The sequence below is a fragment of the Bacillus sp. 7884-1 genome (assembly GCF_002272245.1).
Classification (GTDB): domain Bacteria; phylum Bacillota; class Bacilli; order Bacillales; family Cytobacillaceae; genus Neobacillus.
Genome location: NZ_NPDD01000016.1, coordinates 13,445 through 35,948, shown reverse-complemented (window position 1 = coordinate 35,948; position 22,504 = coordinate 13,445). Strand labels below are relative to the sequence as shown.

20 protein-coding genes are annotated in these 22,504 nt (G+C 37.9%); 4 read left to right on the top strand and 16 right to left on the bottom strand.

Annotated elements, in window-relative coordinates; translation table 11 throughout:
• Nucleotides 1-3: 3 nt before the first annotated feature.
• The 3 genes from CHI06_RS02005 to CHI06_RS01995 all read right to left on the bottom strand — a co-directional run bounded on the left by CHI06_RS02005 (nt 4) and on the right by CHI06_RS01995 (nt 3,615).
• Nucleotides 4-1,074 (bottom strand): ABC transporter ATP-binding protein, encoded by a 1,071-nt coding sequence (locus tag CHI06_RS02005; RefSeq protein ID WP_095246779.1) that lies wholly within the window; start codon nt 1,072-1,074, stop codon nt 4-6.
• A 146-nt stretch (nt 1,075-1,220) separates the two neighbouring features.
• Nucleotides 1,221-2,309, bottom strand: a complete 1,089-nt coding sequence (locus CHI06_RS02000) for an extracellular solute-binding protein (protein ID WP_095246744.1) — start codon at nt 2,307-2,309, stop codon at nt 1,221-1,223.
• A gap of 94 nt (nt 2,310-2,403) precedes the next feature.
• Nucleotides 2,404-3,615: an ROK family transcriptional regulator gene (locus CHI06_RS01995; RefSeq protein WP_095246778.1), complete on the bottom strand. Its 1,212-nt coding sequence runs from the start codon at nt 3,613-3,615 to the stop codon at nt 2,404-2,406.
• A 378-nt stretch (nt 3,616-3,993) separates the two neighbouring features.
• On the opposite strand from CHI06_RS01995, the gene CHI06_RS01990 reads away from it, so the two are divergent.
• Nucleotides 3,994-6,495, top strand: coding sequence for an NEW3 domain-containing protein (locus CHI06_RS01990; RefSeq protein WP_095246743.1), 2,502 nt, complete (start codon nt 3,994-3,996; stop codon nt 6,493-6,495).
• A 122-nt stretch (nt 6,496-6,617) separates the two neighbouring features.
• Here CHI06_RS01990 and CHI06_RS01985 read toward each other — a convergent pair whose 3' ends face one another.
• From CHI06_RS01985 to CHI06_RS01970, 4 genes are all read right to left on the bottom strand, one after another.
• Nucleotides 6,618-7,265 carry an RraA family protein gene (locus tag CHI06_RS01985; protein WP_095246777.1) on the bottom strand — a complete coding sequence of 216 codons (648 nt, stop codon included), beginning with the start codon at nt 7,263-7,265 and terminating at the stop codon, nt 6,618-6,620.
• Nucleotides 7,266-7,443: 178 nt separating this feature from the next.
• A complete protein-coding gene (locus tag CHI06_RS30895) occupies nt 7,444-7,836 on the bottom strand; it encodes a CBO0543 family protein (RefSeq protein ID WP_306453794.1) in 393 nt (130 codons plus the stop codon).
• A 172-nt stretch (nt 7,837-8,008) separates the two neighbouring features.
• Complete coding sequence (locus CHI06_RS01975; RefSeq protein ID WP_095246742.1) at nt 8,009-8,572, bottom strand: class I SAM-dependent methyltransferase; 564 nt, start codon at nt 8,570-8,572, stop codon at nt 8,009-8,011.
• Between the two features lie 172 nt (nt 8,573-8,744).
• Nucleotides 8,745-9,599, bottom strand: coding sequence for a glycoside hydrolase domain-containing protein (locus tag CHI06_RS01970; protein WP_095246741.1), 855 nt, complete (start codon nt 9,597-9,599; stop codon nt 8,745-8,747).
• Nucleotides 9,600-9,825: 226 nt separating this feature from the next.
• On the opposite strand from CHI06_RS01970, the gene CHI06_RS01965 reads away from it, so the two are divergent.
• Nucleotides 9,826-10,650, top strand: coding sequence for an MBL fold metallo-hydrolase (locus CHI06_RS01965; RefSeq protein ID WP_095246740.1), 825 nt, complete (start codon nt 9,826-9,828; stop codon nt 10,648-10,650).
• A gap of 119 nt (nt 10,651-10,769) precedes the next feature.
• Here CHI06_RS01965 and CHI06_RS01960 read toward each other — a convergent pair whose 3' ends face one another.
• The 3 genes from CHI06_RS01960 to CHI06_RS01950 form a co-directional block, all read right to left on the bottom strand.
• Nucleotides 10,770-11,738 carry a WD40/YVTN/BNR-like repeat-containing protein gene (locus tag CHI06_RS01960; protein ID WP_179292506.1) on the bottom strand — a complete coding sequence of 323 codons (969 nt, stop codon included), beginning with the start codon at nt 11,736-11,738 and terminating at the stop codon, nt 10,770-10,772.
• Between the two features lie 169 nt (nt 11,739-11,907).
• Complete coding sequence (locus CHI06_RS01955; protein ID WP_095246739.1) at nt 11,908-12,615, bottom strand: DNA alkylation repair protein; 708 nt, start codon at nt 12,613-12,615, stop codon at nt 11,908-11,910.
• Between the two features lie 116 nt (nt 12,616-12,731).
• Nucleotides 12,732-13,034, bottom strand: a complete 303-nt coding sequence (locus CHI06_RS01950; RefSeq protein ID WP_095246738.1) for an MTH1187 family thiamine-binding protein — start codon at nt 13,032-13,034, stop codon at nt 12,732-12,734.
• Between the two features lie 232 nt (nt 13,035-13,266).
• Between CHI06_RS01950 and CHI06_RS01945 the strand changes: the two genes are divergently transcribed.
• A complete protein-coding gene (locus tag CHI06_RS01945) occupies nt 13,267-13,713 on the top strand; it encodes a DUF192 domain-containing protein (protein ID WP_095246737.1) in 447 nt (148 codons plus the stop codon).
• A gap of 63 nt (nt 13,714-13,776) precedes the next feature.
• Here CHI06_RS01945 and CHI06_RS01940 read toward each other — a convergent pair whose 3' ends face one another.
• The 3 genes from CHI06_RS01940 to CHI06_RS01930 all read right to left on the bottom strand — a co-directional run bounded on the left by CHI06_RS01940 (nt 13,777) and on the right by CHI06_RS01930 (nt 17,527).
• On the bottom strand, nt 13,777-15,066 hold the full coding sequence (locus CHI06_RS01940; RefSeq protein WP_095246736.1) for an L-lactate MFS transporter: 1,290 nt from the start codon (nt 15,064-15,066) through the stop codon (nt 13,777-13,779).
• 48 nt (nt 15,067-15,114) lie between these two features.
• Nucleotides 15,115-16,257: a formate-dependent phosphoribosylglycinamide formyltransferase gene (gene purT / locus CHI06_RS01935; RefSeq protein ID WP_095246776.1), complete on the bottom strand. Its 1,143-nt coding sequence runs from the start codon at nt 16,255-16,257 to the stop codon at nt 15,115-15,117.
• A gap of 418 nt (nt 16,258-16,675) precedes the next feature.
• Nucleotides 16,676-17,527, bottom strand: a complete 852-nt coding sequence (locus CHI06_RS01930; protein WP_095246735.1) for a LysR family transcriptional regulator — start codon at nt 17,525-17,527, stop codon at nt 16,676-16,678.
• A gap of 148 nt (nt 17,528-17,675) precedes the next feature.
• On the opposite strand from CHI06_RS01930, the gene CHI06_RS01925 reads away from it, so the two are divergent.
• Nucleotides 17,676-18,644 carry a DMT family transporter gene (locus CHI06_RS01925; RefSeq protein ID WP_095246734.1) on the top strand — a complete coding sequence of 323 codons (969 nt, stop codon included), beginning with the start codon at nt 17,676-17,678 and terminating at the stop codon, nt 18,642-18,644.
• A 380-nt stretch (nt 18,645-19,024) separates the two neighbouring features.
• Here the strand turns inward: CHI06_RS01925 and CHI06_RS01915 are convergent, their stop codons facing one another.
• The 3 genes from CHI06_RS01915 to CHI06_RS01905 all read right to left on the bottom strand — a co-directional run bounded on the left by CHI06_RS01915 (nt 19,025) and on the right by CHI06_RS01905 (nt 22,479).
• On the bottom strand, nt 19,025-20,347 hold the full coding sequence (locus CHI06_RS01915) for a gluconate:H+ symporter (RefSeq protein ID WP_095246733.1): 1,323 nt from the start codon (nt 20,345-20,347) through the stop codon (nt 19,025-19,027).
• A 115-nt stretch (nt 20,348-20,462) separates the two neighbouring features.
• Nucleotides 20,463-21,440 (bottom strand): 3-hydroxyacyl-CoA dehydrogenase family protein, encoded by a 978-nt coding sequence (locus CHI06_RS01910; protein WP_095246732.1) that lies wholly within the window; start codon nt 21,438-21,440, stop codon nt 20,463-20,465.
• Nucleotides 21,433-22,479, bottom strand: a complete 1,047-nt coding sequence (locus CHI06_RS01905; RefSeq protein WP_095246731.1) for a ketopantoate reductase family protein — start codon at nt 22,477-22,479, stop codon at nt 21,433-21,435. Before CHI06_RS01905 ends, CHI06_RS01910 begins: the two co-directional genes overlap by 8 nt.
• Nucleotides 22,480-22,504 lie beyond the last annotated feature (25 nt).

The window sequence follows — 22,504 nt, the reverse complement described above, 5'->3', positions numbered from 1 at the left end:
ATCCTATTCGCCAATTAAGTAGATTCCTTTTTCAGGTACGTGAAGGGTAATAGAATCACCGCGCTTAAGGATTTCATTTCCTTTATTGATAATCATGACCTTCATGATGTTAGAACCTACTTTAACAACATAATTGATACTTACCCCGGTAAATTCCACAAATTGAACGGTGCCTGTCACCTGATTAGGACCGGTTCCCTCATACACCGTTTCAGGACGAATCGAAACTTTAATAGATTCTCCTACCTTTAGCTTTTTTCCATTTGCAGATTGTGTCATACTTCCTTGAACGAAGATGTCGTCATCCAATTTCACCTTGACGGCATCAGCTTTGACTTCAACGACTTCAGCTTCAAGGATATTTGATTCTCCAATAAAGGAAGCAACAAAATGATTGGTAGGTAGGTTATAAATTTCTTGCGGTGTGCCAATTTGTTGTACGACTCCTTCCTTCATAACCATAATTCGATCGGACATCGTCATGGCTTCTGTCTGATCGTGGGTAACATATATAGTCGTCACACCTAGTTCAACTTGAAGTCTTTTAATCTCTAATCTCGTTTCCTCACGCAATTTCGCATCTAAGTTGGATAGCGGTTCATCAAGAAGAAGAATATCTGGTTCAATGACTAACGCGCGAGCTAAGGCAACACGCTGTTGTTGACCACCTGAAAGTTCATTAATTTTTCGAGTCCCATATTTTTCAAGATGAACAAGCTTTTGGGCACGTTCGACTTTTTCTTTTATCACCGCTTTTGACATTTTACGAACTTCAAGACCGAATGCAATATTTTCAAAGACCGTCATATGAGGAAAAAGGGCATAGTTTTGAAAGACCATTCCAATATTCCGTTTATTAGGCTGCAGGGTAGTGACATCCTTGTTATCAAAAAGAATCTTCCCTTTTGACGGATAATAGAATCCCGCAATCATCCGTAATGTCGTTGTTTTTCCACATCCAGATGGACCTAAAAAGGTAAAAAACTCTCCAGGTTTCACATCGATATCAACGTTCTCTACTCCAATGGCGGTTCCAAACATTTTACTAACGTGGTCAAGTCTTACACTTTTCAACACTAACACCTCGCTGTTCTTAAAAATGAGCCATAAAGAAAAGCCTTTAATAGGGCTTATTCTTTTACAAGGTAGGAAAGCAACCATGCCTTCCTACCTTGTAAAAGAGGGTGAAAAAACTCCTTCACCCCTTTCATGGTATTCTATTAATTTTTACCTTTAATATTTTCATCCCAATGCTGCATCCACTCAGCTTCTTTTCCCGCCATTACTTCCCAGTCAAGATCTAATGCCTTCAAATCAAGCTCTTGATACCAATCTGGCATTTTGGATTTGTCGATGTCTGTACGAGTAGGAATTTGGTATAAATCTTCAGCCAAAGTGGTACGAGTTTCTGGGTCAAACAAGAATTCATAGAATAATTTTGCGTTTTCCAGGTTTTTCGCTTTCTTTACAAGACCAACAGCATCAACTAAAATTGGTGCTCCACTTTCTGGATACACGAAATCAAATGGTTGGTTGTGCTGATTTTTTTGGATTAGAATATCTTGTAGATTCCAAAGAGAAATAGAACCTTCTTGACGAGCAAGCTTTAAGTATAGGTTTGTTGGATCTTGTGCATATTCTTTTGTATTGGCATCAAGCTTTTTAAGCCACTCATAGCCCGCTTCAGGATTATCGGCACCTTGTTCATGAATCATAGCAGAGTAGATGGTTCTCATTGTTCCTGATGCTAATACACCACGAATGATGATTTGGTCTTTCCATTTAGAATCAAGTAAATCATCCCAATCCTGTGGAGCTTCGTCTTTCTTAAGCATGTCAGAGTTGTACATGATTACTTCTGGCAGCAGCATTTCTCCATACCAAAGGCCTTTTGAATCCTTATGTTCTGGTAAAATACTTGCATCAAAGCTTGGTTTAAATGGTTCTAACAGATCTTCATTTGCTGCTGTCATAAAAGCAGATTGTGTTCCACCCCACCAAAAGTCAGCTTGAGGATTGGCCTTTTCTCCACGAACACGTTCAAGAACTTGCTGTGCTCCCATGGTTAATACATCTACCTGAACATCAGGGTATTTTTCGTTGAACATATCAACCACTTTGTCGACAATCGTTTGGTCACGGGCAGTATAAATAACAAGGTTACCACTAGGTTCAACTGTTTCTTCTTTTTTTCCACTATCATTTTCTTTCGCTGGCTTTTCCCCGCCAGAGGAACTGCTCGAACAGGCTGACACGAAAAGCATCAGTACAGCTATCAAGAACACCAATAAATTTTTCTTCTTAAACATACTACTCCCCCTATAAATGAAATTTATTTATTCTTAAAGTAGGCAAATATTCCCCACTAAGAACCAAAGTAAAAACATCCAAAAAGTTACCAATTTAAACCTCATTTAAGATGCTGTCGTGTTCCCGCAGGAACAATGAAACAGCTCCTAAAACACCTGCATTTTCCCCTAATTGTGAACGATATATTTCTACCGAACTAGGAAGGTATTGATAAACAATTTTTTGTAATCTTGGAAGAATGAAATCAGCTGATTTCATCACTCCTCCATCGAGAATAATAACTTCTGGATTTAATAGAGAAGCAGCATTGATGATTCCATAGGCTAAATGCTCAATGGCATTTTCCACAACAGAAAGAGCGGTTACATCTCCTGATTTCGCAAACAAGAAAGCCTGCTCACCCGTCAGCTCCGTTTCTGCCGCTTCTTTACATAAAGGATGACTCTTGTTTTGCTGGACAAGCTGTGTGAATTTTCTCCCAATCGCTTTTCCACCTGCAACACTTTCTAGGTAACCATATCGATGAAAGATAGGTTTGAACTCATTTTTCATATCATTTTTATCTGTAACCATATATCCTAGCTCTCCAGACGCATAAGAGGATCCTCGATATAGCTGATTATGAATAATAATTCCACTGCCGATCCCTGTTCCCACAGATATAAACAGTACATTCTCCTTATTTTTAGCCCTGCCTAACCATTGTTCGCCAAGAACGGCTATATTGACATCATTATCAACATATACAGGGAAGGAAAAGAATCGTTCAGCTTCTATTAAAAACGGATAACGAACCCATTTTAAGCTTGGAGCTTCAACAACAACCCCCGTTTTCGTTTCAGTGATACCTGGTACTCCTACTCCCATGCCGAGAATCAAACCTTTATCCAACTGATTCCTTAGAATCATCTCTTGTACTTCTTTTTGAATTTGTTTAAATAACCCATTTTCTAAATGTTTCCTAGTATGAAAGCTGCTTGCACAAATAATCGTTCCCCCAAGATCAGTAATGACGGTTTTTACTTTGGTGCCACCGATATCCACCCCGATGACATAGGCAGCCTTTTCATTAAAATAAAGATGAATAGGTCTCCTGCCACCCTGTGAAGAGGATTCTCCGATACCTTTTTCGTGAACCCAATTCTCTCTAACTAATTCATCGACCAGTAAGGAAATGGTTGGCTTACTAAAAAGGACCTTTTCCGCGATTTCTGCTCTAGAAATAGGTTGATGATTTTTTATACATTGCAGTACAATCTTTTTATTATTTATCCGTATTTCTGCATTAGATAGTTTCTTATTCATCATCATCACGGCCTTAATTCTAATTGTTAGTTAGTAAGTTTAACTAATTTAACTTCACTATACCTTAATTTGGAAACGTCCACAATACACAATTTGAAAAATTTAGATAATTAAGATTAATTAGGTAAAAATGGTGTAAAACCCATATTCTTAAACCTGCATGAATACTGGTACCCATTACTTTATCACTCCTCCCATGGACCTATTTCCAAATATTAGATAGTCTTTTGGTAATATTTACAATATTCTGAAAGGTAATATAATCATAGTTGTAAATGCTTTTGTCTCATTAGTTAGTAATCCTAACTAACTAAAATACATATAGGAAAGGAGAATTGGGTAGATTAATTCTGTTAATAATGAAAGGGGTTTCAAAAATTGAGGAAACTTTTCTGTTTATTAATGTCCATTCTATTACTTGCTTCCCTACTACCTCCAATTAGTCTTGCACAAGAACAAAGTGAAGCTGATGTTGAGCTTTGGAATGTTGTTAAACCTCTAGATACTACCGTTACTTTCTTAAACACAGGAGCACATCCCGACGATGAACGCAGTGATTTACTTGCCTATTTATCACGTGGATTAGGAGTTAAAACAGCTAGTTTAATTGCTAACCGTGGTGAAGGTGGTCAAAATGCCATTGGGAATGAATTAGGAAATGCCCTTGGAATTATTCGCTCCAATGAAATGATTGAAGCAGCCAAGGTAAATGGTGTTAAAGCCTATCATTTAAGTGAAACAACATCCGATGCGATCTATGATTTTGGTTTTTCAAAGTCACCAGATGAAACCCTTGAAAAGTGGGGAGAAGAAGTTACGTACGAACGTCTCATCAAATTTATTAGAACGTATCAGCCAGATATTGTGATGCCTTCTTTCGAAAATGTTGACAGCCAACATGGACACCATCGATTGATGGCTGTATTATCAGAAAAAGCATTTAAAGATGCTGCTGATCCGAACGTATTCCCTGAACAATTGGAAAATGGATTAGAGCCTTGGCAAATCAAAAAGTTTTATTTACCGGCTAATGCTGGAACTGCCACCACATCAATTGAAATTGGTGACTTTGATCCTATCTACGGAATGAGTTACCCACAGCTTGGTGAAGCATCTAGGTATCTGCACAAGAGCCAAGGTATGGGAAATGATATTCCCGTTGCTCCAAGACTATCCCATCAAAAATTAATTAAATCAGCTGTTCAAACAGATTCAAATGATTTATTTGCTGGAATTCCTTATGACTTCCATGCATGGGCAGATATCATTCCTGCTGCGAACATAAGCGAGCAGTTGGATACATTACAAAACCAATTAGAAGGTATTATTAAGCTGTATCCAGACCGTGAAGCGATTTTACCTGAATCCCAAAAGGCTTTAGGGGCTGTTCAAAAATTAATAGCTAGTACAAACTCAGCGAAATTGGATGCTAGTGTTAAAAACGACTTGCTCCACAAGCTCGAACTAAAAGCAGAACAGCTGCAACAGGTAAGTTTCGTTTCTTCCAGCCTTGCTGTTGATATGGAAATCAGTTCTTATGTATTGACTCAAGGTGAAAAAACTCAAGTGGCTGTTAAGGTTACAAATGAAGGAAAGGAAAAAATCCAACATATTGAAGCAGCTTTACTTACTCCTGATAATTGGAAACATGAAGGTGTAAATCAAGTAAAGCACCTAAAGCCAGGTGAATCCAAAACTGTTACCTTTAATGTCACGGTTCCTTCTGATGCAGAATATTACCAACCTTATGGAGATGCTGTCATAAAGGCACAACTAACATTTAAGGAAAACGGTGTGAAAACAACTTCTGTCATCGACTTAGACAATACAGTGAGTGTACTCCCTGAATTAGGAGTTACACCGGACCCAGTGAATATCACAGTTAACACTGCGGATGTTCAAGATGAAATTCCGGTCACTGTTCGAGTGAAAAACTATGCGAATAGCTCTAAAAACGCTGCGGTTTCTTTAAAACTTCCTGAAGGCTGGACGAGTGAACCAGCAGCGGAAAATGTGAACTTTACTAAAAGATTTGAAGAAAAAGAAGTGTCGTTCACGCTAGTTCCTCCTTCTACAGTTGATGATGGTAATTTCACCATCGCAGCGATTGCAGAAGCAGATGGTAAGACATTTGATACTACCGTACAAGAAATTAAATATGATCACATTAATGACTCTTACTTTATGTATCCATCTAACATAAATGGTGTGGCATTTGAGTTATTAAAGCCAGATAATCTGAAGGTTGGTTATATTGACAGCGGCTTTGATACGATTGCGGATTCATTACAAAATGCTGGATTTGATATTTCGAAGATAACACCTGAAGATCTAGCAGCTGGTAATCTTTCACAATATGATACAATTGTCGCTGGTATCAGGTCGACACTTGGAAGACCAGACGTATTGCAAAATAATACACGTTTGCTTGAATATGTGGAAAACGGTGGACATTTAGTCATGCAGTATGTTACTTCTGGGGATCCATGGAATAGAGGTGCATTCACACCACCATATCCATTAGAAATAGGATCACCTTCCATTCGTGTCCGAGTAACCGACGAAAACGCTAAGGTTACAGTTACTCAACCGGAACATGAACTCTTTAACCAACCAAATGTGATTAACGATACTGACTGGGATGGATGGGTACAAGAAAGAGCTCTGTACTTCCCAACTGCATGGGATACGAACTATGAAACATTCGTAACCATGGCAGACCCTGGTGAAGAACCTTTCAACAGTGGAATCCTAATGGCTAAATACGGGGAAGGAACATTCCTATACACCAACCTAGTATTCTACCGTCAAATCAATGCCCAGGTTCCTGGTGGATATCGAATTTTCACGAATTTAATCAGCTACGGTTCAAATAACTAGAAACATTTAACTAGAGGTCTTTACCAAAACTACATGATTGGGAAGAACAGAATGGTGGACCTCTCCTTTCAAAAAACCCTTTAAATAAAGAAAATGACGTATGCAGTTTCACTTCATTTTCTTTATTTTCTTTTAAGAGGTTCTTGAGTTTCTCCGCGCTTTCTTTTTTCTTCGTACAATGTAAATTCCAGAATTCTATTTTTCTCATATTCTAACTTTTTTTCTGCCTTAAGAAATACTTCTTCTATTTGTTGTCTAGGTACGATCGTGACACCGTCTGCATCGCCTACTACCAAATCTCCTGGGTTAACGGTGACGTCTCCACAGGTTATCGTTACATTTATTTCTCCGCCGCCAAGTTTCAATGGACCATTCGGAACAAATCCCTTTGCAAAAACGGGAAAGCCTAATGCCCCTAGCTCTTCCTTATCCCTGACAGCCCCATCAATCACAATTCCTTTCAAACCAACGGCTTTAGCTGCTCTTGTTAATAGTTCTCCCAAATAAGCGTGTGAGGTTTCACCTTTTCCGTCTATGACGAGTACGTACCCTTCCTTTGCGGAGTAAATAGCATCGTGTAAAGAAACGTTATCACTAGGCTTAAGGGATAATGTGGTAGCAGTCCCGACTACTTTCATCCCAGCTGCAACAGGACTGATTCGATAATCCATACCACCCGTACAGCCCATCGCATCACTTAGTAATGTTGTATTAAGTTTCTCCGCACGAGAGATAATGTTATCTAGCAGCATTGGAGGGAGATTATTCATTTCCACTATTTATACCTCCTATATAAACTTATTCTACTATTATGCCCGCCTCTTTTGTAACAGACAAAAATTGTCCACCTTTTCCATAATTAATTGAATAAAGGTGGACAATAAGTTGCTAAGTAGTAGAGAAAAAATAACTTTATTTCATTTTTTCAAGGGGGATAGGAAACATCTTTTACAAAAATAGAATCCAAATAACCGATAATCCCCAAGCTAATAGAGGTTTTTTATGATGTATAATCAACATTGGAAACATAACGACATTAAATACTACTGACCATGTCATACTCCAGCCGTTATGATGCCTTATTAAGTATAGATAATGAAGATTTATGTATTCCAGTATGGAATAAAGAAATACCCAGAATGAAACCCACATTCCTTGTTTCCATTTACTATTTGGAAAACGCCCTAAGAAAAGCAATATCGTTGATGGGTACCCAATAAAAATAATGATTAGGTTAATAATGGTATGATTTCGGAGTATATTTTCCAGGAACATTGTTTCTTTATACGTCCACATCCAATAATTATAGAATAAAAAATTCTTTAATAGGTCACCGACCATAAAAAATAAGATGGTTGGATAATACTCACGCCATTTTCTCCAATTACCCTACCCCATTTTATTGCTGCAAATAAGAAAAGGGCGACATATATTAAGAGCATTTTTTCCACTCCAGGTTTTTATCTATAATTTCCCCCATTTTTGTAGTTAATACTTTTCTATATACAATTATTTAGCGTTTCTGACAAAAGATCGATTGCCAACCTTCTTGTTCGTTCTCTTCAAAATAAAGAACCTTCCAATCTCCAAATTCTGCTAACAACTCATTTGACTTTAGTTTATATTGGTCAGATACTCCTTTTTCCTCTATGTACGGTGATTGATAGTAGGTTTCCATAAAGAAATAACCCCCATCCTTTAAAACGTTTTTTACAATGGGAAACAGTGAGCGATCTAGGTAATAGGACATAACAATAAAGTCAAAGGGGTTATTTGGCCAATTTAATGTATCCAAATCTGTTAGATCTGTTACACGTGGCTGTACACTGAGATTATCTTTGGCTGCCTGTTCTTGGACATAGTTAATTGCAACGTCTGAAATATCAATTGCCTCGACTTGATTGTTCATTCCTGCAAGGAACAAACTGTTTCCACCAAGACCACAAGCTATATCCAAGGCCGTACCGCCTTCCTTAAAATAAGAGGCTAGCTTCATTAATCGTGGGTTTGGTTGAGGTTCCTTTAGCTGAGTTAATCGATCCATATGTTTCAGATTCCATTTATCTTTTGTGTTCATGCGAAAACCTCCTAAAAGTTTAATCCTGGGGCAACTCTTTTCCTATTTTACTAGATTTCATCATTATACTACTAGATTCTCCGCAAAATTCAAACTATTTTAATTTTAATAAATTAAAAGAGAGCCTTAAGAATAGACTCTCTTTTAACAACAATACACTACCATAAAAAATCTAAGATATTAGATTCGTATCGATGTTACAGGTTTCTCCATCAATTCCATATTGCCAAATCGAGACTGGTACATTTTCGGGTGCGCCTGGCTGGTATTCAGGGGCATTGGCCTGTGGAGTTACGCCAGGGTCCGGGTTGCTACTCCAGATGATTGTTTGAGATTGAACATTTTGATTGGATGCAATAGCTGCCTGATAGGCAGCGGTAAGTTCACTATCGTTGGTAAAAACCCCATAGATACCAGGCTCATAAGGCGAGCCAAGTAAGGTGTCGACCCAGCCTTGGATAAACGCTTCATCAACTGGGTAAGTCGGTTCAATATCTGCGAAAATCGCTTTCCCCTCCGGGATTCCTATCTGTTGTGCATAGGCTATCGCCGCTTGAGCCTCTTGAGTGCCATTTTCATAAGTTGCTGCATTTGTAAAGTGGTTGTAAATGGGGATAATTTTTATTCCCTGCTTATGAAGAAGCTCCACTTCTTCTGGTGTCAAACCAGTCGATACCCCTTCTTTGGTCTCCAAATATCTTCCAAAGACAGCAGGATTCCCATAGTTATCCACAACACATTGTAAAAATGCTTGGTCTAGCTTACTAGCGGTATCAACTCCCCATAATATTTGGGGCTGCTCCTGTGGTGGCGGTGCAGGTTGAGGTTCTGGTTCTTGTTGTTGAGGTTGTGTCTGAGGTTGTTTATCTGGCGACTCCCCTTCTTTACTTCTCTCTGTTACAGTTTGTGGTTCTTTCTTAGGCTCTGTAGTTGTTGGCATGATATTTTGATGAAAAGAAACAAGGAGTATTGGGAGAACCAGTATAACACTTATCAAAATAACCCAAATCAATTTACCTGTTTTCATTTTTCTCCTCCATACTTCTGACTTTATAGTCAATTTATTCTGTCAGTCGTATAGAAGCGTGAGGATTTGTACCCCCTCCTTTTGAATGAAAAACGCCTAACCTTGAGTGCTAAATGAGTTTGTACCTCTGAATAGAAATAGTTTGATAATTCTTTTATTTTAATGAATAACTATTCATTTTGTGTTAAAATTTTTCAAAGGGAAGGTTATGGGGAGGTTTCATTTTATGTTGCTTAAGAAGAATTTCAGCCAGCAGACGATAAATGGGGTTCAAGCTGGAAACGGTACTGTTGCATTTCAAGGGGTAAAATTAAATGTTCATAGCTTCGCCGCAGACGGTGTTCTCATTGATACGGGTGCAGCTTCATTAGAAAAGGAGTTCCAACCATTTTTCAAACAACTAGATATTGACCAAGTGGTTATCACACATTTTCATGAAGATCATACAGGCTGTGCGGCTTATTTACAAAAAGAATTGCAGTTGCCAATTTATATGAATAATATGAAACTGGATTATTGTAAACAGAAGCCAGATTATCCGTTGTATCGAAAGGTTTTCTGGGGGAAGCGCCATCCTTTTCATGCAAAGGCAATTGGAAAAACTTTTTCATCCCGCAATGCCATATGGGACGTAATTGATACACCTGGTCATGCGATTGATCATTTGGCTTTTTTAAATCGGGAAACTGGTCAACTGTTTACGGGGGATTTGTATTGCCAGGAAAAGACAAAGGTTATTTTACGTGAAGAAAGCATTCCAACCATTATTGACTCCTTACAGAGAGTATTAACCTATGATTTTGGGGAGGTATTTTGCTGCCATGCAGGCTTTTTAAAGGATGGGCGTGCTGCTTTACAGAGAAAGCTAGATTATTTGTTGGAACTCCAAGGAAAAATTATCAAGCTCTCCGAAGTTGGTTTGTCACCTAATCAAATTAGCAAAACCCTTTTTCCAAAAAAATATCCCATCACCTTTCTTTCTAGAGGCGAATGGGAATCTATTCATATTATAAACTCGATTATTCAAGAACAAAAATTTATTGAACAATGAAAATAAAAGCCGAAATCCATATGTGGTTTCGGCTGCAAACAATCGTATTTAAAAATTCGATTGTCTGTTTACTCTACATTTTATTTCGATTGTAAAAAGAAGTAGCCCATTAGGGTTCATCAGAGCCAAATGGCATTAAAGAAAAACAACCAGCCTCCTATTTTCTTCTTATTCAGATTCATTTGGCGGACCTCCATAGAAAACTCCCAAGGGTTGCCATTATCGTTTGAAATAAATTTCCCCTTTATTTTCCCACCTTCATAGTCCCCATTAGGCCCTTGATTGATATAAACGGCCAAATGGTCTTCTTCTTTAAAAGGGACTTCAGCCATCACAAAGATTTCATGATACTTTTCTGGAATCGTAATATTTGCTTTACTCCATGAATTCCCACTATCTTGTGTGATGTAAAGATCTGGCTCAACAGGATTAAGGATTCCGAATGAAAGGAAGCCTGTGTTTTCGTCAACAAAGCCTCCATCATAAATTAATCTAGTGACATTTGAATGGGTTGTCCCTTTCCAATGCTTACCGCCATCATTCGTGATATATACGGTCGTCCATTCTTGTGACATGGTTCGATCACCTGAGATGATGACATAACCAAACTTTTCATTTAAAAATTCAACCTTTCGGAAACGGATTGGAGGATATTGAGCCGTCACAACACTATCTTCCCATGTTTCTCCATGGTTTAGAGAATATTTCAATTTGATGCTGTTGCCTTCTGAATATAAAAAGGCAGCACGATTTTTCGTAAGGATATAGCTATTTCCAATTAGTTCTTGCTCGTTCCCATTATATTCTCCTGCAAATAATTTCTCTTTTTCAACGGGGACTAAGATCCAATCTCTTCCTTTATTGAAGGTGATTTGTAATTGATCGTTTTGTAGCGAGTATCCGATTGAGTCGTCTTCATAAATTGGCAGTAATGGGCTTGTTTGAAGTGGTTCTGATTCTTTCGCCTCATGCTCTTCAATTGGTTGATTCATTCCTGGCGTAGTTAATTCTGGGTGCATTTCGAAAAAGAATGTGGCAACGGTTATACAAATCATTATAAAAATTGTAACGATAATAATATTTTTCACTTTGAAAGACTCCTTACAATCATGCTACTTCCTCTTACTATTCTACTAGATTTGACAAAATAATCCATTGAAAAACCAGGAACATCCTTAATTAGGATAGTTCCTGGCTCTAGTTGGCTTTTATTATTCAAGTTAACATAATATTATTATATTTACTCTACAAACTATGCTAACACCTTACATATTTGCGTTTGAACCCAAGCTTCCCTCTATCTAATTCCTTTTGAATATTTTCTGAAGCTAGCAGGATGCTGGGTTTTTTCTTACCCCTCTTCATCTCAACTGGGCCAATTGACTTTGCGGTTTCAATTGCCTTTTCATGGAGCGGCAGATAGGAAATTGCGACTGTGTAAATAAAATTATTCATAGCAGATTTCGTTCGATCAGGAGAATCGTGAATCGTTTTTTCCACCTGGTCAAGCATACTGGCAAGCTTGCTTGAGCTAAATTCACTATCCGGGCGATTACCCAAAAGCCAGCAGTAACAGCTCCAGCCTGCCGACATTCTAAGTTCTTCACCGCTTGCGATCCATTTATCGGCAATAACTTGTGCAATATCAGCTTCTGCCAAAGTGACTGCGACTACATAATCTGACAGCATATAAAAATACGCACCATCCATCCAACGATCAAAATCAGCCTCCGTCATTGCCATTGGGTCCGCAATGATGCCGGCAAAATACATGGCATCGTAGTTCCTAGTAGCGTAAAGCTGCTCGGCCAATGGCTGATTTATCTTAATTTTTTTTGCAATCGGCTTCATTTTACCTGTAGCTACACCAAAAAGCGGTTCCTGCGCACCATTTCCTATGTACATCTTTTTCAATCTTTCATTGCTGAGAGCTTCCAATTCCTGCATTACCGTTTCAAAATCCATTGTGTTGCACTCCCTCCTTTTCATCATCTATTTAATGATGTAAAATATAAAAAAATATCCAGTTAACATAATATTATTATGTATTGCATCATTATTTATATAAACACTTCGTCACGCTATATTTTTGCCTGAACCGATTGTAGCTTACGCTCCATTGTATTTTCTTTGTCGCGCCGATCATCAATTCGAACATTCGTACATACTCTTTGCAAACCTTTTTGAAATGGTACTTCATGTAGTTCTTGAACAATCTCAAGCAATAATTTTAAATCACCTTCAATTAGCGTACTCATTGGGGTTAACTGATACTTCACTTTTCCCTCATACTGTTGAAGAACTTTTTGTATTTCAGCTACATACTCACTGACACTTGGTGTGCCTGTCCCAACCGGAATCACTGTAATATCGACTATCGCCATTTTACTACCTCCTGCTATTCTTATACTTAATTAGGATATCATGAAATTCGGGTAAAAAAAATCTAATATAAGAATCGATTATGTCAGAAGGAGATTAGGTCGTACTTACACTTTTTTTACTTATCAAAGTTAATATTTAAACCATAACATAGGTAGTGGAAGTGAAAAGGAGTTTTATCTCCAACTTTCTACCTTTTTATATGAAAGGTAAAAGACAAGGTGAGTGAATAAATTGAAAAATAGAATTAAATTATTTGGTTTTCTATTTCGTCCAAAAAAAGAAACAAGTCTTCAAACGAAAATGATTAAAGTTTACAGTGGAGAAAGGACAATCAACATCACTGTTCAAGTTGCAGATACTCCAAAAATAAGAGACAAGGGCTTAATGTTTGTAGAAAAGTTACCCGAAAACGAGGGGATGCTATTTGTGTTTTCAGAAGAAACATATGGCGGTTTCTGGATGAAAAACACCTTAATTCCTTTATCAATTGCATTTCTTGATTCGGATGGGAGAATTCTAAAAATACTAGATATGGTGCCATGTAAAGAGGAGATATGTCCTACCTATGATCCATTAATTTATTATCATTATGCTCTCGAAATGAATCTTGGATGGTTTCAAAAGAATCAAATCAAAGAAGGTGATTTTGTAAAGCTTGATAAAAATCATCTCATCTAAAAGCAACTTAGATGTGAGGTGAACAGAAAAAGCTGCCCAATTGGCAGCTTTTTGCAAAAAGACTTAAGTAAGCTCACTTTCTAAAAATTCCCCCGCATTTTTCATCATTTGATTTTCACTCATGGTCCTTATTTTCTTGATATCAAGACGGATGAGGATTGAAACGGTTAGAGCGACAATAAAGATTCCTGAAAAAATGACTAATGTCCCTTGATAGCTTCCGGTTGTTTCCCTGACCCATGATACAAAAATGGGTCCTGCTAGACCGGCTGCTGCCCATGCAGTTAAAATATATCCATGTATAGCCCCAAGCTGCTTCGTTCCAAACAAATCACCGATATAGGCAGGTATGGAAGAAAAGCCTCCTCCATAACAAGTCATGATCATATAAACGATTATAGAAAATAGAATAGCTACTGTTATATTTGGAAGCATAAAAAAAGCAAAAATTTGAAAAGCAAAAAATAGTGTGTAGACATTTGGTCTGCCAATGTAATCAGAGATGGTAGCCCAGACAATCCTTCCACCGCCGTTAAATAACCCCATGATTCCAACCATTGTTGCTGCCCCGGTTGCTGACATTCCTACTAACTCTTGCGCCATCGGCGATGCAACAGAAAGAATCGCAATTCCACAGGTAACATTGATAAATAACATCAACCATAATGCCCAAAACTGTCTTGTTTTGACTGCTTCATTGGCAGTTAACTGACGCAAATCCTGTTTTATTTTCAAACCGCCTGATTTATGGCCTGCTGCCTCGGTACCCTTCGGTACCCAGCCCGCTTTCGGCGGAGCAAGATATTGAGCAGAACAAAATATGATAATGAAGTAGGCCGCTCCTAATAGATAAAAGGTATTCGAAATTCCATAATTCACGATTAAATAATTCATAATCGGACTGCTGATTAAGGAAGCAAATCCAAACCCCATAATCGCTAGCCCTGTAGCAAGACCTCTTCTGTCAGGGAACCACTTTACCAGTGTAGAAACAGGTGTAATATACCCAACTCCCAACCCAATTCCAGCGATCATTCCATAAAATAAATAGAGTAATAGCAATGATTCTACTTGAATGGCAAAACCTGCCCCTGCAACTCCAGCCCCAAAAAACAAAGCACTTAGTGTTCCTGCTGCTCTCGGACCAAACTTCTCTACAAAATGCCCTAAAAAGGCTGCAGATAACCCTAAGAATAGAATGGCCAAACTAAACGTAAAGGAAATCTGCTTTAATCCCCAGCCCATTTCTTGTTGAAGTGGTTTTGTGAAAACACTCCAAGCGTAAACCGAACCAATCGAAATATGTATTCCAACCGCCGACAAAGCGATTAACCAACGATTTTTTGTATGCATACATCCATCCCTCTTTCCACATAGTATGGTCTTGTTGATTCCAAAGAGTTAATCTTCATATGTTATCATTATTTTAGAAGTTGCTAATTCCGCCCGTTCTCTAGCCTCATTTACAGATTCCCCGTTACTTAACACTACCGCCATTCGTCGTCCCACTTTTGTTTCTGGTTTTCCAAATACTCTAACCTGTGTTTGAGGGAACGATAAGCTTTCAGCTACACCAGATATTTGGTAGGTCATACTTTCTTTTGTGGCCTTAATCGTATGACTTGCACCTGGTTTCAATAGCTGAACATCCGGAATCGGATAGCCTAAAATGGCCCTTACATGTAAGGCAAATTCGGATAAATCTTGGGTAACCATGGTAACCATCCCCGTATCATGTGGTCGTGGTGACACTTCACTAAAATAGACACCATTTGAAGAAAGGAATAATTCCACTCCAAAAACTCCGTACCCGCCGAGTGAATCGGTGATTTTTTTTGCAATTGCTTGCGCCTCAAGAATTTGTTCCTCCGACATGTCATGCGGCTGCCAAGATTCAATGTAGTCCCCATCTTTTTGCACATGCCCAATAGGAGAACAATAGGTAGTTCCAGAAGCAGAGCGTACTGTTAAAAGAGTGATTTCAGAATCAAAATGGATAAATTCCTCCACGATCATTCGGGATTTTTTACCTCTTCCACCTGCCATCGCCTCATTCCATGAACATTCTATATCCTCTATTGAACGGCAAACCGTTTGCCCTTTTCCAGAAGAACTCATGATGGGTTTAATGACGCAGGGAGTGCCGATTTTCAGTACAGCATTCCGTAGTTCGTATAGTGTGTCCGCAAAAGCGTACTTCGCTGTTGGAATCCCTAGTTCTTCGCTTGCCAATCGGCGAATTCCTTCCCTATCCATGGTCAGGTTCACAGCCTTAGCTGTCGGTACGATACGAAAACCTTCGTTTTCAAGGTCCACCAATGTTTCGGTAGCAATCGCCTCGATTTCGGGAACCACCAAATCTGGTTTCTCTTTTTCTATCACTCTACGAAGTGCTTCTCCATCAAGCATGTCCACAACATAAGAACGATGGGCCACCTGCATCGCCGGAGCATTTTCATAACGGTCAACCGCAATCGTCTCCAGCCCAAGACGCTGAGCCTCAATGATCGTCTCTTTTCCAAGTTCACCTGATCCAAGTAACATTACCTTTTTCGTCTGGGTACCAAACACCTAACACAACCCCTATCGTTTGTCTTTTGATTATAATATCCTATATTTTTAACAATGACAAGTAGAAATTTTCACCAAAACACGAACGATAATAATTAAAACTCAACCAATCATTCGTATTTATTAATGAAAGCGATATCGTAATGGTTGTTCGTTGACAGATTCGCTGAACTCGTGCAACTTTATTGAAATTTAAAATTAATGGTCTAAATCATATTAAACACATGGAAAAACCCCTTAATGGGACGAATCTCTTATTCCTCCATTAAGCATAAAAGGTGACAGGCACCATCCATTTTTACTGGATGGTGCCTGTCACCTTAATGTTGTTAAATTATACCATTTATTTCAATATGGAGATTTTAAGAATTTATTAGACACTTCTATTTTTTCAGTTATTCGGTTCAAATGTTTCGATGAATTTTTCAATGGTTGAAGTTAAATACGTATCGGCTCTTCGAATAAAAACGGTTTTAATCTTACTGTATTGATCCGGAAGTGAATGACATTGGATGAGTCCACTTTTTTCCATATGGATGACAGTTGACTTTGGAACAAATGTAATACCAAGTCCCATCGAAACACTACGCAAGATAGTTTCTAATGTACCGAATTCCATTATTTTTTGAGGTGTTATGTTTTGGTCTTTATACCAAGCCTTAAGACGTGCTCGGTATCCACAACCTTCTCCAAAACATAAAATAGGCTGCCCATTCAACTCTTCTAATGTGGAGGCGCGCATATCGGAGATTAAGACAAGCTCCTCTTGAAACACTTCATGTGATACAAGATCGGGATGAAATTCTGATTCTGTCACAAACGCTCCGTCCAACTTATGGTTTAATACATCTTCCTCTAATGTTTCGGTTACACCAGTATATAGTGATAAATCAACATTCTTATATTTCTTAATGAACTTAGATAATATTTCAGGTAAATGAAAGACTGTTTCAATGGTTCCAATCTCTAATTTCCCATGCGGCTCATCTTTACTTTGAACGGCTTTTTTCATTTCATCTGATAACAATAATATTTGTTTACTATAAGTTAATAGTTTTTTTCCTTCAGGTGTCAGACTCATCCCGCGGCGATGTCGGTTAAACAAAGGGGTATTCAACTCGGTTTCGAGTTTTTGAATTCTCGATGTAATATTGGATTGCACATATCTAAACTCTTTAGCCACTTCTGTGATTGTTCCCTTTTCGGCCACCATCTGAAAAATCTCCAAGTCCTTAAATTCCACTATTTTTCAACCCTTTACCCGTATTCTTATTCATTTTATGATATCAAAAAAAATGATGGAAATCATTATAAACATTCATTTTACAAGATTACCAAAAAGATAGATGATAAATTCAGTTAATTTGGGAGAAGAGAGGAGAAACAGAAAATTGAAAAACAATGTTCTATTAGGTGCGATTTTATGTTTTATTGCTGCAGCTTCATGGGGAGCCATGTTTCCTGTAGCACATGCAGCTTTCAAATATATTGATCCCTTTTATTTTACAGTCATTCGTTATGGAGCTGTAACACTTATCCTACTACCAATACTGCTATGGAAAGAAGGAATGAAGGCTTTTCGATTTGAAGGAAAAGGTTTTAAATTGTGGTTTTTCGGTACAATGGCGTTTACTGTCTATAATCTATTCATCTTCTGGGGAGAAGATTTATTAGGTGAATCAGGAGTGATGGTGGCCTCCATAATGGAATCACTTATGCCTATGATTTCCATTGTGATTGTATGGCTGACTTTTAAAAAGCGCCCCCATTTCTTCACATTAATTTGTGTGCTCGTGTCATTTATTGGTGCCATGTTAGTGATAACAAAAGGTAATATTCAAGCATTTCTAGGTGCCACGGATCATTTTATACCTTTCATACTCATATTAATGGCCGTTATTGGATGGGTTATTTACACGATGGGTGGTCGTGAGTTTAGCGGGTGGTCCGTTTTACGGTATTCAACATTAAGCTGTTTACTTGGAACGATTACGGCCATAGTTCTTGTAGCAGGGGCAACGCTGTTTGGATATATATCACTTCCATCAGAAAGTAACATCAAAGCAGTAAGCCCGCATTTATTGTTTATGATAATCTTCCCTGGCGTTATTGCGTTACTTGGTTGGAATATCGGTGTGAGTATACTATCGCCATTAAATGGACTGTTGTTCATTAACGTTGTTCCCGTTACAACACTTTTAATTTCAATCTTTCAAGGGAATCCTGTCTCCATGTTCGATCTCCTTGGTACGGTATTTATCATCGTTTCACTTTTGGCTAATAATATTTTTGTACGGAAGTTACACAGGAAAGAATCCAATCATCATGTTCAAACATATTTACAGGAACGTGTATCCTAGCCCTAACAAAACCACTTACCGTTTGAGTTTTTGATTAAGGTGTTTTATATTTTAACTATTAAATTGCCGATTTAGAAAATACTGACACCATTCAAGCACGAATCAATAATGCAAGCCAGTCTATTCCTTTAGATAACTTAGCATTAAGTCCACAATGTGGTTTTGCTAGTACAGAAGAAGGAAATATTTTAACATAAGAGGATCAATGTATAATATTAAACACGTTATTAATATTGCTTATAGAGTTTGGGGTTCTATCTAATATATTGAAATAAATAATACCCCCTTCCATTCAACGCTGGAAGGAGGTATTTTCGTTAATTTTAAGATATCTGTTCTTTTACACCAGGTAAAATACAATTTTATTTAACTTAAAAAAATTACCCAACAATCATGTTCAATGCTAGTACTCCAAGAATTCCATAAATCGCAACAAGGGTATACATGAAACACACCGTTTTAACTGTTTGTCCTATAGTCAAGTTAAGATATTCTTTTGTCATCCAGAAAGATACATCACTTGGTGGCGCCCAAGCAATGGAGGCACTTCCAATCGCGAGTACCATCAGTTCAGGACTAACACCAGTAGCTGTTACTATTGGTAACATAATTCCAGCGGTAGTTAAAACAGTAACGGTCGCAGACCCAACAGCAATCCGTATGATAAGGGCAATAAGCCACGCTAATATAAATGGTGATATATTCCATCCACTTGTAAAATCAGCAATATAATCTGCCATTCCACTATCAAGAATCACTTGTTTAAAGGCACCGCCACCACCGAGAATGAAAATGATTCCTCCCATTCCGATCAGTGCTTCTTCTACAATTTTCATGATTTGAGGCATCGTCTTTCTTTTTTTATGCAAACCAAATACGTATACTGCGATAAAAAGCGCTATAAGTAAAGCCATATCAGCATTACCAATGAAGGTTAAAATTTTCCGAATGATAGAAGTTTCAGGTAATGAAAATTCCGCAATGACACCTATCAAAATCAAAATAACAGGCGACAAAGTGGTTAATATGGACGTTGCAAAGGATGGGACTTCATCCATGTTGAATTCTTTCTTTGATACTAAATGCATGGGAATTTCGATATCCCAATTTTTATATAACTTTGTAAATAGCGGTCCAAAAATAACGGCAGCTGGAATGGCTAGAATCAAGCCATACCCCAGAACAACACCTAAATTTGCCCCTAATGCACCTGCTATAGCAGTTGGTCCTGGATGCGGAGGTAAAAAGACATGTGTGATTGATATGGCTGCTAGAAACGGGAGACCCACTTTCAACAGCTTAACTTTTGCTTCAATGGCAACTGTATAGACGATTGGTATGATTAGAATATAACTAACTTCATAGAATAATATGACCCCCATCAAGAATGAGGCTATGCAAATCGCCCAATCCACTCTTTTCTCACCAAAAATTTTAATGAGAGAGGTTGCGATTCTATTGGCTCCACCACCTTCAGAAATGATTTTTCCAAAAATGGCGCCCAACCCAATGATGATGGCTAAATGTCCTAGAGTTCCTCCAAGTCCCGTTTCAATGGATTTGACAATGACTAGTGGTTCCATACCAAGGATAAGTCCCACAGATAAAGCGGATAGCATGAGAGATAAAAATGCATTAAGCTTGAACACTATGATTAAAATAAATAATATGACGATTCCTAAAGCCAATGCTATAAGTGGCAAGTATAAACACTCCATTCCTTGATTAATTTATGTATTTTCTACTCACTTCCGTGTTTATCCTAATAGGGAAGGTCTCCCTATTAGGATAGGATAGCTCAAACTATTATTTTGTGTATTAATTAGTAACTTCTTCTTTGATAGAGGATTTATCGATATAGGACTCAGATGCTTTAAGTTGATGGATAAGTCTTTCCGCAAACCTCTTCTTGACTGCAGATATTTCATCCTGTTTATATTCGAAAAATCCTTCACCAGATTTAATACCTAGTTTTCCTTGTTCAACTTTTTGCCTTAACATTTCGTTGGCATGTTGAGAATGATCCATAACCTTTAACAAATTATCACCAACGGTACACCAAATATCCAGACCACCTAAATCGGTTATCTCTAATTGTCCCGTGGTAGCATATCTAAATGCTGGACCAAACTTTAGTGCTTTATCAATATCATCTGGGGTTGCAGCCCCCATTTCAATGAGAGAGAAAACCTCCCTAGCGATGCCTTGTTGAATTCTGTTCGCTATTAGTCCTGGTATATCCTGTAGAACTTTAATCGTTTGCTTTTTTATAGAATGATATAATTGTTCTACTTCCTTAAAAATACTATCTGGCATATTCCCAAAATATGATAGTTCTACGAGGGGCATCAAATGACCTGGATTATACCAATGGTTTACCATCGTTTGTTCTTTCCGTTTGTCACTGATATATTCCATCATACTGGTTAAAGGCAGACTCGACGTATTGCTGGCAAAAATCGTATGTGATGGACAATATTCATCCAATTGCTTAAAAAGATTTTGCTTAAGCTCTATTATTTCAGGAACAGCCTCAATGACATAATCACGATCTTCAACACTTTGCTTTAAATCCGTGCATATTGTAATTCGCTCCAGAGTTAACTGTACAGATTGTGACTCGATAAAGTTGGCATCTACCAACATTTTTAGCTCTTCTTCAATTTCTTTTAGAGCATCCTTTAATCTTTTTTCGTCTGTATCATACAGATTAACGTCATATCCATACATCGAAAAAGCTTCTGCTATGCCATGCCCCATGGTACCTGCACCTAATACAGCAATATTTTTAATCATGGTCGATTACCGTAGTTACTAAACTAGGCTCAAAATGTTTAATATTCACTGTGAACTCTGGAGGACAACCATGATTCTCAGATTCTTTCACTAATTTGACAACAAGATCATTGTAAGGGGTTTTAATTCCTACTTCCCTTCCCTTTTTAGATACGAAGCCGTTGATATAGTCAATTTCTGACTTTCTATTCTTCTCCAAGTCTTGCAGCATGCTCGCCTTTGTATTACTATGAGGGCCCCATACTTCTTGATAAAAATCCATTTTATTCGGAATATCACTTTCGTCTTGGAGCTCAAGGAATTCCATATCTTTTCCTTGCATGAGTTCTAATTTAATTCCATGTGCTCGTGCAACCTTTATGGTTTCATCTGCAATATGTGCTAAACTTTGCATGGCTGTCTCACTAGCTAAAACATCACCAAAAAGGCAGCCTAATGCAGCTGACATGCCACTAAATGTTACATTCATTAAAAGTTTTGACCATTTGATTCCCATGATATTATCTGAGATATGACAATGACCTACTAAATCCAAAACCTTTTTTACTTTCTCGAGACGTGAAGTCAACCTCCCATCTAGTTCTCCAATGTCAAAGGCATAATTTTCTAACGTATGTACTTCTGTTGCGAGTTCAGAAACACCAGGTCCTAACCATGTTGCCCCAAATCCTACTACTCCCCCAATGGTTCTTTCGCGCCCTATATAAGAAGAAACAAAATCCTCAGGTATACCATTTTGTAGCGTACAAACGGTACTATCGGGATTGAGGTGTGGAAGTAATTGTTCTAAAGAAGTTTGGTTATATACTTGTTTGGTCAGTAAAAATACTAAATCGTACTTACCAGTCATTTCATTAGGCAACAATGCTCTAACGGGTACAGTAAGATCCATAAAACCAGTAATTTTCGCACCATAATGATTTAGTGCTGCTACATGTTCCTTATTAATATCAATTAAATCTACTTCTTGTCCTCCTGCAGTAATCAAGGCCCCAATTATAGTACCTAAGGAACCCGAACCCATTATGGCAATTCTCATATGTATTCCTCCTTGAAATGTGTTA